Here is an 11,989-nt window from a genome sequence, read left to right as displayed (position 1 = left end):
GCTGTATGCGGCCTAGCCTTGGCGGATGTGCGAAACCCTCCCGCTTGACACCCGCGACGCCCTGCTCCGCCTGGTCCTGGCCGGCGGCCCGCTGCGACCGCGGCGGCGCCTGCTGCAGGCCCACGCCGATCCCGCCCTCGCCCTGCGTGCCGGACCATCCAGCTGGCGCGCCAATGGCTGCACCCCCGAGCAATGCGCGCGGCTGGCCTGCCCCGACCCGGTGGCCCTGGCGCTGGCCCACCACTGGGCGGCCCACCCCGGCCATCACCTGGTGCCGATCCACAGCGACGACTACCCGATGCTGCTGCGCCGCCATCCCCAGGCGCCACTGGTGCTGTTCGTGCAGGGCGACCCGGCCACGCTGTGGCACCCTGGGGTTGCCGTGGTGGGCAGCCGCACGCCGTCGCCCAGCGGCGCGGAGCTGGCCGCCGAATTCGCCGCCGCGTTCGCGCGCAGCGGGCTGGCGGTGGTCAGCGGGCTGGCCGCGGGGGTGGACGCGCGCGCCCACGAGGCGGCGTTGCGGGTGCCGGGCGGCCTGACGGTGGCGGTGGTGGCCACCGGCCTGGACCGCACCTACCCGCCGCGCCATGCGGCCCTGCAGGCGCGGATCGCCGAGGGCGGCGCCGTAGTCAGCGAGTACCCGCCCGGCACCGCCGCCAGGGCCGGCCAGTTCCCCGCGCGCAACCGGCTGATCGCCGGGCTCAGCCTGGGCACGGTGGTGATCGAGGCGGCGCTGCGGTCCGGGGCGCTGATCACCGCCCGGCTGGCGGCCGAGGCCGGGCGCGAGGTCTTTGCCCTGCCCGGCTCGGTGCGCAACCCGCGGGCGCGCGGCTGCCACCGGTTGATCCGCGACGGCGTGATGCTGGTGGAGCACCCCGACGAAGTGATCGCGGGGCTGACCGCCCTGGCCGGCACCCTGGGCCAGGCCTTGCGAAGCCGGCTGGACGCCCCCACTGAACAGGCACGACCGGCGCCTCGGCGCGCCCCCTCCTTCCCCGACCCGGACTACCAGCGCTTGTGGCAGGCACTGGATGACAACCCAACGGGTATGGATTCACTGATCCAGCGCAGCGGATTGACGACGGCCCAGCTGTCGGCCATGCTGCTGGTCATGGAACTGGAAGGAAAGGTGGTTGCCGCCTATGGCCGCTACTGTCGAAAACCCTAGTTTCTTCACCTCCACAGCGTCGTTGACGCAGGCCGAGGGGCAATGAAAGAGAGCATTCTGGATGTCCTGCTGTACCTGTTCGAACATTATTTCAGCGAGGACCCGGACCTCGTCCGTGACCGCGACACCCTCCAGAACAGCCTGATACAGGCCGGCTTCAGCCCCACCGAAATCAAGAAAGCGTTCGACTGGCTCGATGCCCTGGCCGACCAGCGCCCGGCCGTGAACGTGGCCCGGGTCGATGGCCCGGTGCGCATCTACCACGGTCCGGAACTGGACAAGCTGGACGTTGAAGGCCGCGGCTTCCTGATGTTCCTGGAGCAGCACGGCATCCTGGACGCCAACCAGCGCGAGCTGGTGCTGGACCGCGCCATGGCCCTGGACCAGGACGAGCTGGACCTGGACGACCTCAAATGGGTGGTGCTGATGGTGCTGTTCAACCAGCCCGGGTCCGAGGCCGCCTACGCCTGGATGGAAACGCAGATGTTCATTGACGAACCGGAACCGCTTCACTGACCGTACACTGGGTGCCTTGCGCATTCAGGAGCGTGCCGTGGGCCAGTGGTTCTATGCAGAAGGAAATCGCCAGCAGCGCGGGCCGCTGGCGTCCGATGAACTGATCGCGCTGTACCAGTCCAGCCGCATTGCGGCCGATACGCTGGTCTGGCGCGACGGCATGGCGCAGTGGCAACCGCTGCGCGAGGTGGCCGACGAGATCGGCCTGGTACTGGCCGCGCCACCGGCGCCCGTGACCGACCCACCCGCCGAAACCGACACGCCCGCCGTTGCGCTGCCACCGCAGATTCCCCTGGACAGCCCCGCATCCGGCCCGGTGCCGCCCGTGACGGCCCCACCGGTGACGGCCGCTGCCGCGCCCGCGATGGCCGCCGCGCCGGTACCGCCGCGCCAGGGTCTGTCCGGCTGCGCCATCGCCGGCATCGTGGCCGGCATCGTCGGCGTGCTGCTGGTGGTGCTCATCGGCATTCTTGCCGCCATCGCCCTGCCCGCCTACCAGGAGTATGTGCTGCGCTCCAAGACCGCGCAGGCCATCACCGAACTGGACCCGATCAAGGTGCAGGTGAGCGAGTTCGTGCAGACCCACGGACGCTGCCCGGTCAATGACGACGACGGGTTCCAGCCGGCCGAAAGCTATGCCAGCGGCGACCTGTCGGCGGTGCGGATCGGCCGCTTCGACAACAGCCACTGCGGCATCGAAGCCGAGCTGTCGGTGCCCGCCAAGGCGGCCCTGGACGGCAAACTGCTGTGGCTGGATTTCGACCCGGAGCTGCACCAGTGGGAATGCACCGGCGAGCCGGATGACAAGTACCTGCCGCAGCACTGCCGCGGCTGACAACGGACGCATGTCCATGGATGAACCCAAAGGGGATTGAAGCAATGACTGAGTGGTATTTCGCCGATGGCCAGGAACGCCAGGGCCCGTTGACCGCCGACGAGATGCGCCTGCGTTTCCAGCGCGCGCAGATCAGCCTGACCACGCTGGTCTGGCGTGAGGGCTTTGCGCAGTGGAAACCGCTGTCCGAGGCGGTCGACGAACTGCAGCTGCAGAACCTGAGCAGCGCTGCGGAGAACCTGGGCAGCGGTTTCGACCTGCGCGGCGATTACACGGCCATCGACAACGGCACCGCGCCGCTGCCGGGCACCGGTGGCGGCACCCATTCGCCGTACACCGCGCCGGCCGCCGGTGGCTATGCCAACGCGGCAGTGGTCGGTGGCGGCAACGTGGTCTACGCCGGGTTCTGGAAGCGCTATGCCAGCTACTTCCTCGACTCGGTGGTGGTGAGCGTGGTCAACATTCCGATCAGCCTGATCTTCAACGGCATCGGCGCGGTGTCGGGCAACGAGTCGGTGGCGCTGGTGATGAGCCTGCTGGCGATGGTGGCCGGCCTGGCGCTGGGCGTGGCCTACTACGCCGGCTTCCATGCCTCGGCCGGTGGCGCCACCCTGGGCAAGATGGCCGTGGGCATCAAGGTGGTGCGCGGCAATGGCGAACGGCTCACCCTGGGTCGCGGCATCGGGCGCTACTTCGGCTTCCTGCTGAGCAGCCTGACCCTGATGATCGGTTTCATCATGGCCGCCTTCACCGAGCGCAAGCAGGCCCTGCACGACATGATCTGCGACACCGTGGTGGTCGACAAATGGGCCTACACCGAAAACGAGCACCTGCAGCAGCCGACCCTGGGCACCGTCACCATCGTGATTCTGGTGGTTTCCGGCCTGCTCACCGTGGCCGCCATCGGCGTCGGCATTGCCATGATCGGGGTCATCGCCTCGTCCATGTCCTGACCCCACCCTCACACCGGGCCGCTTGACACGGGCGGCTCGGTCGTGATTCCTCTAATAAGAGGAAAAGCTGAACGCCCGGCGCATACCCGGGCGTTCAGTTTATGGAAATCGCCCGCTGCCCTTCACTAATGCGGCCATTTGCTCCACCCTAGCGCCCTCTCCCGGGCTGCTGCCCACAGAAATAATCTGACATGCCCAAGCACCTGCTCATCGTCGAATCGCCCGCCAAGGCCAAGACGATCAACAAATACCTCGGCAAGGACTACACCGTCCTGGCCTCGTATGGGCATGTGCGCGACCTGGTGCCGAAGGAAGGCGCGGTCGATCCCGACAACAACTTCGCGATGCGGTACGACCTCATCGAGAAGAACGAAAAGCACGTCGATGCCATCGTCAAGGCTGCCAAGGGCGCCGACGACATCTTCCTGGCCACCGATCCGGATCGCGAGGGTGAGGCGATCAGCTGGCACATCGCCGAAATCCTGAAGGAACGCGGGCTGGTCAAGGACAAGCCGATGCAGCGCGTGGTCTTCACCGAGATCACCCCGCGCGCCATCAAGGAAGCCATGGGCCACCCGCGCGAGATCGCCGGCGACCTGGTCGATGCGCAGCAGGCACGCCGCGCGCTGGACTACCTGGTGGGCTTCAACCTCTCCCCGGTGCTGTGGCGCAAGGTGCAGCGCGGCCTGTCCGCTGGCCGCGTGCAGAGCCCGGCGCTGCGCATGATCGTCGAGCGCGAGGAAGAGATCGAAGCGTTCATCGCCCGCGAGTACTGGAGCATCGATGCCGCCTGCGCGCATCCCTCGCAGCCGTTCACCGCGCGCCTGACCAAGCTGGACGGCAAGAAGTTCGAACAGTTCACCGTGACTGACGGCGATACCGCCGAAGCCGCACGCCTGCGCATCCAGCAGGCCGCGCAGGGCGCGCTGCATGTCACCGACGTGGCCAGCAAGGAGCGCAAGCGCCGCCCGGCCCCGCCGTTCACCACCTCCACGCTGCAGCAGGAGGCCTCGCGCAAGCTGGGCTTCACCACCCGCAAGACCATGCAGGTGGCGCAGAAGCTGTACGAAGGTGTGGCCATCGGCGAGGAAGAAGGCACCGTCGGCCTGATCTCGTACATGCGTACCGACTCGGTCAACCTGTCCCAGGATGCGCTGGCCGAGATCCGCGACGTGATTGCCCGCGATTACGGCATCGCCTCGCTGCCCGACCAGCCCAACACCTACCAGACCAAGTCCAAGAACGCCCAGGAAGCGCATGAAGCGGTGCGCCCGACCTCGGCCCTGCGGACCCCGGCGCAGGTGTCGCGCTTCCTGACCGACGACGAGCGCAAGCTCTACGAACTGATCTGGAAGCGGGCCGTGGCCTGCCAGATGATCCCGGCCACGCTCAACACCGTGAGCGTGGACCTGTCGGCCGGCAGCGAACACGTGTTCCGCGCCAGCGGCACCACCGTGGTGGTGCCCGGCTTCCTGGCCGTGTACGAAGAAGGCAAGGACACCAAGAGCGCCGAGGATGACGACGAAGGCCGCAAGCTGCCGGCGATGAAGCCCGGCGACCGCGTGCCGCTCGACCGCATCGTGGCCGACCAGCACTTCACCCAGCCGCCGCCGCGCTTCACCGAAGCGGCGCTGGTCAAGGCGTTGGAAGAATATGGCATCGGCCGCCCGTCGACCTACGCCTCGATCATCCAGACCCTGTTGTTCCGCAAGTACGTGGAAATGGAAGGCCGCAGCTTCCGCCCGTCCGACGTCGGCCGTGCGGTGTCCAAGTTTCTGTCCAGCCACTTCACCCAGTACGTGGACTACGACTTCACCGCCAAGCTGGAAGACGAGCTCGATGCGGTGTCGCGTGGCGAGGAAGACTGGATTCCGCTGATGGCCCGCTTCTGGGATCCCTTCAGCAAGCTGGTTGAAGAGAAGAACGAGTCGGTCGATCGCGCCGAAGCCAGTGGCGCGCGCGAGCTCGGCACCGACCCCAAGACCGGCAAGCCGGTCAGCGTGCGGCTGGGCCGCTTCGGGCCGTACGCGGCCATCGGCAGCACCGCCGAAGATGCCGAAGACAAGCCCAAGTTCGCCTCGCTGCGCCCGGGCCAGTCGATGCACACCATTTCCCTGGAAGACGCGCTGGAGCTGTTCCTGATGCCGCGTGCGCTCGGCCAGGACAAGGACGAGGACGTCAGCGTCGGCATCGGCCGGTTCGGTCCGTTCGCCAAGCGCGGCAGCACCTATGCCTCGCTGAAGAAGGAAGACGACCCCTATACGATCGACCTGGCCCGTGCGGTGTTCCTGATCGAAGAGAAGGAAGAGATCGCGCGCAACCGGATCATCAAGGAGTTCGAGGGCAGCGACATCCAGGTGTTGAACGGCCGCTTCGGCCCGTACATCAGCGATGGCAGGATGAACGGCAAGATCCCCAAGGATCGTGAGCCGGCGTCGCTGACCCTGGCTGAAGTACAGCAGTTGATGGAAGAAACCGGCAAGCCGGTGCGCAAGGGCTTCGGCAAGAAGGCGGCCAAGAAAGTGGTCGCCAAGAAGGCCGCGGTGAAGAAGGAGGCCGCGCCGAAGAAGGCCGCCGCCAAGAAGGCACCGGCGAAGAAAGCGGCCACCAAGAAGGCGGCAACGAAGAAGACCGCGACCAAGAAAGCGGCCACCAAGAAGGTTGCCAAGAAGGTTGCCAAGAAGACGGTCGCCAAGAAGGCCTGAGGGCCTCTACCGGCGCAGGCCCACGCCATGCGTGGATCTGCGCGGGGATCACCCGGTTGCCACGCCGCGGGCGGATAATGCGGGCCTATGCCCACGCCCGCTGTTGCCGCCATGAACGAACTCACCCTGGATACCGCCCTGCCCGTGCTCCGCGCTGGCGGGGTTGTGGCGTACCCCACCGAAGCGGTCTGGGGCCTGGGCTGTGATCCGGCCCATGAGGCGGCGGTGATGAAGCTGCTGCAGCTCAAGCAGCGCCCGGTCGAGAAAGGCATGATCCTGGTAGCGGCCGACCTGGCCCAGCTGGACGACTGGGTGCGCCTGCAGGCCTTGCCGGCACAACGCCAGGCCGTGGTGCTGGCCAGCTGGCCCGGCGCGAACACCTGGATCCTGCCGGCCGGCCCGCGCGCACCGCGCTGGATCACCGGCGCGCACAGCGGTATTGCCGTGCGCATCAGCGCGCACCCGTTGGTGGCCGCGTTGTGCCGCGCCTGGGGCGGTCCGCTGGTATCCACCAGTGCCAACCTGGCCGGCAAGCCACCGGCCCGGACCCGGACCGAACTGGACCACGCGCTGCTGCCACTGCTGGATGGCCTGATCGACGGCGACACCGGCGGCCTGGCCCAGCCCACCCCGATCCGCGACGCGCTCAGCGGGCAGATCCTGCGCAGCTGAGCAGCCCCCATGCCCGCTGTTTTGCGCCGCTGCCGGTAAAGCCGCACACTGGCCCCATGCACCGAACAACCGCCCTGCGCCTGACCCTGCTGTTGTGCTGCGCCAGCGCGCCACTGGCCGCGCAGGACGCCGGCAATGTGCGCGTGTACCGGTGCGTGGGCAGCAACGGCGCGGTGTCGCTGCAGGATGCGCCCTGCCGCGACGGGCGCCAGGAAGTGCGCGACATGCAACGTCCGCGCGACCCCGCCCCGCGCGTGGTGCGCAGCGACCGCGATCCTACTGCCACGCCTGCACCAGCCGCGCCGCAGCGCGAGGTGCGCCACGTCTACGTGCAGCCGCCACAGCCGTTGTACGAGTGCGTGCGCGACGACGGCAGCCGCTATACCAGCGACAGCGGCGAGGGCAATCCGCGCTGGGTCCCGATCTGGACCAGCGTGTACCTGCCGTATGGCGGCGGCCATCGCCCCCCCGGGGGCGGCCGTCCGCCCCGTCCCCTGCCGCCGATCGCCCCGATGGGGGCCGGCACGGGATCGGGCTCGGTGAGCGCCAGCGGCGGCTCGCTGTCGATCTCCGGCGGCGGCCCGCACGTGGGCGGCAGCCTCAGCGTGGGCAGTGGCAGCACGCACTGGGAAGGCAACCGCGAGGCCTACCCCGGCACCTACACCGACACCGTGGTGCCCACCGGCAACGTGCTGGTGCGCGACGCGTGCAACGCCCTGCCGCAGCAGGAGGTCTGTGCGCGCCTGCAGGACCGTCACTGGGAACTGGTGCGCCAGTACAACAGTGCGCTGCAGGGCCAACGCGACGCGCTCAACCGTGAGCAGCGCAGCGTGGATGCGCGACTGGAACGCGACTGCCGCTAGCACGTGCTTCAATGCGCACTTCGCTACGCCTTGCCGCTTGCTGCCACGACCTGATGCACATCGATTCCCTGCCCCTTTCGTCCTTGATGCGCCGTGTCGCGCCGCGCGGCGGCGTGGCACTGCTAGCGGTGTGGCTGTGCCTGCCCGCCCCGGCGCACGCCGAGGACGTGGTGCTGTTCCGGTGCACCGCCGCCGATGGCGGCCTCACCGTGCAGAACGCACCCTGCCCGCCGGGCACCCAGCAGCGCATCCAGCGCTTCGTCGCGCCGGCCAGCAACGCCGTACCGGCGGCCCCGCCCCCCGCCCCGGTGGCGGCCGCAGTGCCAGCCAGCGCCGATCCGGCCATTGCCACCGGCACCCTGGCACACGCGCCGCTGCCAGTGCTGCAGGCCGGCGATGTGCAGACCTCGGTGGAGGCCGAGGGCACGGCCATCCTGGACAGCGACGTGGTACGCCGCCAGGCCGAGCAGCAGGCCGAAGCAGACGCCGTGGCCAAACAGCCGCTGCCGGAGATCTACGCCTGCCAGGGCCGTGACGGCGGCGGCTACCTGCACGAACGCGAACCGGCGCCGCCGCACTGCGAACTGATGACCGTCACCGGCCTGGGCGGCAACACACCGCTCAACGCGGCCGGTTGCGAAGTGATCCGCGACACGTGCGAGCCCATCGCCGACGCACAGCGCTGCAACAGCTGGCAGCAGCGCTTCCGCGATGCGCGCGGACGGGAGCGCTTCGCCACGCCGGCAAACGCGGCCCTGGCAGCGGCCGAACGCGAACGCCTGCAGGCCATCCTCGCCAGCAGCGAGTGCCCCATCCCGTAACCGTTGGTCGGCTGCGCTATCCCATCCCGGTAGAGCCGACCGTTGGTCGGCTGCGCTATCCCACGTGGGTCGGCCTCAGAACCCGTACCGCAGGAACCCGCCGTCCACCGCGATGCATTCGCCGGTGACATAACTGGACGCCGGCAGACACAGGAACCCCACCGCGGCCGCCACTTCCTCGGGCTCGCCGATGCGCCGCATCGGGGTGCGGTCGATCACTTCTTCGTAGTAGTCCGGGTCGGACAGGGGGCCCGACGTGCGCCGGGTGCGGATGTACCACGGCGCCACCGCGTTGACCCGGATACCGTCTTCGGCCCATTCCACGGCCAGGTTGCGGGTCATCTGGTGCATGGCCGCCTTGGTCATGCCGTACACCGCGCCGCTGCGCACGTGGGTCAGACCGGACACGCTGCCCACGTTGACGATCGCCGAGGCGGCGTGCCGGGCCAGCAGCGGGTGCGCGTAGCGCGACAGCTCGAAAGCCGAGAACAGGTTGGTCTCGAAGATGCCGCGCCATTCGTCTTCGGTGTATTCGGTGGCCGGCTTGGTGATGTTGCCGCCGGCGTTGTTGATCAGCAGGTGCAGGCCATCGCTGTGGTCTTCGACCCAGTCGAGGATCTCGCGGCGGTCTTCGTCGTCGGAGACGTCGGCGGCCAATCCATGGATCTCGCGGTCGGGGAAGGCATCCACCAGTTCATCGCGGGCCATTTCCAGCGCGTCGGGATCGCGCCCGACGATCAACAGGTCCGCGCCGAAACCGGCCAGCTCCCGGGCAATCGCCAGTCCGATGCCGGCACTTGCACCGGTAATCAACGCGGTCTGCCCATCCAATCGCCAACGTTGCGCGCTCACCTGTTTCTCCTGCGGGGGACCCTGCCCCGTGATGCTGCGCACTGCACCATGCGGTGCGCTGGACGCAGGATAGCGCAGCCCCTGCACGCGGTCCGCCCTGCATGCACGCCGGCGGCGACGGTGCGACACTGTCCTCCCCGGCCCATCAAGGTGCGCTTGCCATGAACATCCGTGTCGTCCTGCCGCTGACCGCGCTGCTGGCCCTGGCCGGCTGCAACCGACCGGTTCCACCGGCGCCGGACAAACCCCCGGAGCCGCAGGCCACTGCACTGCGCGACACCATCCAGCAGCCGCTGGACAAGGCCAAGGCCGCACGCGACCTGCTGGAAAAGGCGCCGGACACCCGCGCCGCCGACGAAGCCGCCAGCGACGACACCCCCGCCGACCGGTAGAGCCACCCCACGGGTGGCTGCCCATGGCGCTGCATCACACCGGTAGAGCCACCCCATGGGTGGCTGCGCGTGGCGCTGCATCAGACCGGTAGAGCCACCCCATGGGTGGCTGCGCGTGGCGCCGGATCGGAGAGCAGCCACCCATGGGGTGGCTCTACCGGGTCTGGAACCAAAAAAAACCCGGCCTTGGCCGGGTTTTTTCATCGCGTGCGCGTCAGCGCATCAGAAGCCGCAGAAGCAGTACGCCAGTGCCTTCACCGGTGCGCTGCCGCGCGGATCGCGGGCCGCGTCTTCGACGAAGCGCAGCTGGGTATCCAGCTCCGGCATCGAACGGGCCAGCATCAGCCGCGCCATGCCCGACTCGCCCAGCATCCACGCACCGGCGTGGCTGCCGGCAAAGCCGCTCATGAACTGTGCGAACGGCGTGGCGCCCTTCTCGATGTAGCGCACGCGGACCTTGTCCACCTCGCCCAGCTTGGCGCGCTTGGCCGCATCGGCGACGGCAGCCTTGAGCCCACCGAATTCGTCGACCAGACCGCGTTCCTTGGCCTGCGCACCGCTCCACACGCGACCGCGGGCGACTTCATCGACCGCCTCGACCGGCTTGTTGCGTGCATCGGCCACCTTGCCGGTGAAATCGGCGTAGCCCTTGTTGATCACCGACTGGATCACCTGGCCCACGGCCGGGTCCATCGGACGGGTCATGTCGAACGCGCCGGCGAAGCGCGTGGTGCCCACGCCATCGGTGTGCACGCCGATCTTGTCCAGCGAACGGGCCACGTTCGGGATCATGCCGAAGATGCCGATCGACCCGGTGATGGTCGACGGATCGGCGTAGATCCGATCGGCGTTCATGCTGATCCAGTAACCACCGGAGGCAGCCAGGTCGCCCATCGACACCACCACCGGCTTGCCGGCCGCCTTCAGCGCCACCACTTCGCGACGGATCTGCTCGGAGGCGAACACTTCACCGCCGGGCGAATCCACGCGCAGCACCACCGCCTTCACGTCCTTGTCGTCGCGGGCTTCGCGCAGCAGGGCCGAGGTCGACACGCCACCCACGCGACCGGCCGGCAGGTCGCCACCGGCGATTTCACCGGCGGCCACGATCACCGCTACCTGCGGACGCGAATCCACCGGCGAGCGGCGGCTGTCCAGCGCGGACAGATAGGCATCGAGGTTCACGCTGCGGAAGCCGCCGTCGGCGTCTTCGTCAGCAACGCCGCGATCGGTAAGCAGGTCGTCCACTTCCTCGCGCGTTTTCAGCCCGTCCACCAGCTTCTGCTGCAGGGCGAACTTGGCCAGGTCGCCACCGGCGGCGGCGATCCCTTCGGGCATGGTGTCGATGCCGGCGGCCAGCTGCGCGGCGTCAAGCTTGCGCGCCTTGGCGATGTCGGCCAGGTAGCGCTGCCACACATCGTTCATCCAGAACAGGTCGGCTTCCTTGGCCTGCGGCGAGGCGGCGTCGAGCACGTACGGCTCGGCGGCGGACTTGTATTCGCCCACCTTGAACAGGTGCACGTCCACGCCCAGCTTGTCCTGCAGGCCGGTGCGGAAATACTGGCGGTAACGGCCAAGGCCTTCCAGCACCACGCCGCCCATCGGGTCCAGGTAGACCTCGTCGGCCTGCGCGGCCAGCAGGTACTGCGACTGGCTCATGTTCTCGCTGAAGGCCACCACCTGCTTGCCGGCGGCGCGCAGTTCCTGCAGTGCGCCAGCCACTTCACGCATCGAGGCAAAGCCGCTGGGCTGCAGCTTGTCCAGCTCCAGCACCACGCGCTCGATCTTCTTGTCGGTGCGGGCCGCGTCGAGGGCGCGGATCAGGTCGCGCAGCTGCACTTCCTCGGCGCTGTTGTCACCGATCGCCTTGGACAGCGCGCGGCTGACCGGGTCGGCGCTGAACTGCTCGACCAGCCGGCCTTCCGGCGCGATCACCAGGGTGGTGCGGTCCTGCAATGCATTGCCAGAGCTGGCGCCCTTGCCCATCGCCACGACGAACAGGATCAGGATCAACAACAGCAGGCCGAAGAAGACCAGGTTGAGGATCAGCCTGCGGGTAAAGTTCATCACATCCCACAGCCCGATGAAGAAGCTGGCGACGGGATTGCGACGCGCGGGTTGGTTCATGGGGAAAACTCCAGTTGGCTTCTTGCCGTAATGCCAGCATAGCCGGTGCCGGGCAGACCGGCATCGGACACAAGTAAGGGGGTCG

11 protein-coding genes are annotated in these 11,989 nt (G+C 68.4%); 9 read left to right on the top strand and 2 right to left on the bottom strand.

Annotation, left to right across the window (positions count from 1 at the left end):
- Positions 1 to 25 precede the first annotated feature (25 nt).
- The 8 genes from dprA (at position 26) to DX03_RS02150 (ending at position 8,533) form a co-directional block, all read left to right on the top strand.
- Positions 26 to 1,168 carry a DNA-processing protein DprA gene (dprA, locus tag DX03_RS02185; protein WP_038685977.1) on the top strand — a complete coding sequence of 381 codons (1,143 nt, stop codon included), beginning with the start codon at positions 26 to 28 and terminating at the stop codon, positions 1,166 to 1,168.
- A 42-nt stretch (positions 1,169 to 1,210) separates the two neighbouring features.
- Entirely contained in the window at positions 1,211 to 1,684 is a 474-nt protein-coding gene (locus tag DX03_RS02180) for a DUF494 family protein (RefSeq protein ID WP_038685975.1), read from the top strand.
- 37 nt (positions 1,685 to 1,721) lie between these two features.
- Positions 1,722 to 2,519, top strand: coding sequence for a GYF domain-containing protein (locus tag DX03_RS02175; RefSeq protein WP_038691761.1), 798 nt, complete (start codon positions 1,722 to 1,724; stop codon positions 2,517 to 2,519).
- Between the two features lie 44 nt (positions 2,520 to 2,563).
- The gene (locus DX03_RS02170) at positions 2,564 to 3,472 is read left to right on the top strand and encodes an RDD family protein (protein ID WP_038685973.1); all 909 of its coding nucleotides are present in this window, start codon (positions 2,564 to 2,566) and stop codon (positions 3,470 to 3,472) included.
- Positions 3,473 to 3,663: 191 nt separating this feature from the next.
- On the top strand, positions 3,664 to 6,177 hold the full coding sequence (locus DX03_RS02165) for a DNA topoisomerase I (protein WP_038685971.1): 2,514 nt from the start codon (positions 3,664 to 3,666) through the stop codon (positions 6,175 to 6,177).
- A 111-nt stretch (positions 6,178 to 6,288) separates the two neighbouring features.
- A complete protein-coding gene (tsaC, locus tag DX03_RS02160) occupies positions 6,289 to 6,849 on the top strand; it encodes an L-threonylcarbamoyladenylate synthase type 1 TsaC (protein WP_038685970.1) in 561 nt (186 codons plus the stop codon).
- 56 nt (positions 6,850 to 6,905) lie between these two features.
- The gene (locus DX03_RS02155; protein WP_244880167.1) at positions 6,906 to 7,712 is read left to right on the top strand and encodes a DUF4124 domain-containing protein; all 807 of its coding nucleotides are present in this window, start codon (positions 6,906 to 6,908) and stop codon (positions 7,710 to 7,712) included.
- 53 nt (positions 7,713 to 7,765) lie between these two features.
- Entirely contained in the window at positions 7,766 to 8,533 is a 768-nt protein-coding gene (locus tag DX03_RS02150; protein WP_244880166.1) for a hypothetical protein, read from the top strand.
- Positions 8,534 to 8,608: 75 nt separating this feature from the next.
- On the opposite strand, the gene DX03_RS02145 is transcribed toward DX03_RS02150, so the two are convergent.
- Complete coding sequence (locus DX03_RS02145; RefSeq protein ID WP_038691757.1) at positions 8,609 to 9,385, bottom strand: SDR family oxidoreductase; 777 nt, start codon at positions 9,383 to 9,385, stop codon at positions 8,609 to 8,611.
- 161 nt (positions 9,386 to 9,546) lie between these two features.
- Here DX03_RS02145 and DX03_RS02140 point away from each other — a divergent pair, with 161 nt between their 5' ends.
- Positions 9,547 to 9,777 carry a hypothetical protein gene (locus tag DX03_RS02140; protein WP_038685968.1) on the top strand — a complete coding sequence of 77 codons (231 nt, stop codon included), beginning with the start codon at positions 9,547 to 9,549 and terminating at the stop codon, positions 9,775 to 9,777.
- A gap of 222 nt (positions 9,778 to 9,999) precedes the next feature.
- Here the strand turns inward: DX03_RS02140 and sppA are convergent, their stop codons facing one another.
- Positions 10,000 to 11,904 (bottom strand): signal peptide peptidase SppA, encoded by a 1,905-nt coding sequence (sppA, locus tag DX03_RS02135; RefSeq protein WP_038685967.1) that lies wholly within the window; start codon positions 11,902 to 11,904, stop codon positions 10,000 to 10,002.
- Between the last annotated feature and the right edge of the window lie 85 nt (positions 11,905 to 11,989).

The organism is Stenotrophomonas rhizophila (assembly GCF_000661955.1).
Classification (GTDB): Bacteria; Pseudomonadota; Gammaproteobacteria; order Xanthomonadales; family Xanthomonadaceae; genus Stenotrophomonas; species Stenotrophomonas rhizophila.
The sequence above is the reverse complement of the archived record's forward strand: the minus strand, read 5'-3'. Positions and strand labels throughout refer to the sequence as shown.

What these genes read in the sequence shown, in the direction of transcription:
- dprA (WP_038685977.1), top strand. Translation starts at nt 26, where the DNA reads ATGTGCGAAACCCTCCCGCTTGACACCCGCGACGCCCTGCTCCGCCTG.
- DX03_RS02180 (WP_038685975.1), top strand. Translation starts at nt 1,211, where the DNA reads ATGAAAGAGAGCATTCTGGATGTCCTGCTGTACCTGTTCGAACATTAT.
- DX03_RS02170 (WP_038685973.1), top strand. Translation starts at nt 2,564, where the DNA reads ATGACTGAGTGGTATTTCGCCGATGGCCAGGAACGCCAGGGCCCGTTG.
- DX03_RS02165 (WP_038685971.1), top strand. Translation starts at nt 3,664, where the DNA reads ATGCCCAAGCACCTGCTCATCGTCGAATCGCCCGCCAAGGCCAAGACG.
- tsaC (WP_038685970.1), top strand. Translation starts at nt 6,289, where the DNA reads ATGAACGAACTCACCCTGGATACCGCCCTGCCCGTGCTCCGCGCTGGC.
- DX03_RS02155 (WP_244880167.1), top strand. Translation starts at nt 6,906, where the DNA reads ATGCACCGAACAACCGCCCTGCGCCTGACCCTGCTGTTGTGCTGCGCC.
- DX03_RS02150 (WP_244880166.1), top strand. Translation starts at nt 7,766, where the DNA reads ATGCACATCGATTCCCTGCCCCTTTCGTCCTTGATGCGCCGTGTCGCG.
- DX03_RS02140 (WP_038685968.1), top strand. Translation starts at nt 9,547, where the DNA reads ATGAACATCCGTGTCGTCCTGCCGCTGACCGCGCTGCTGGCCCTGGCC.
- sppA (WP_038685967.1), bottom strand. Translation starts at nt 11,904, where the DNA reads ATGAACCAACCCGCGCGTCGCAATCCCGTCGCCAGCTTCTTCATCGGG.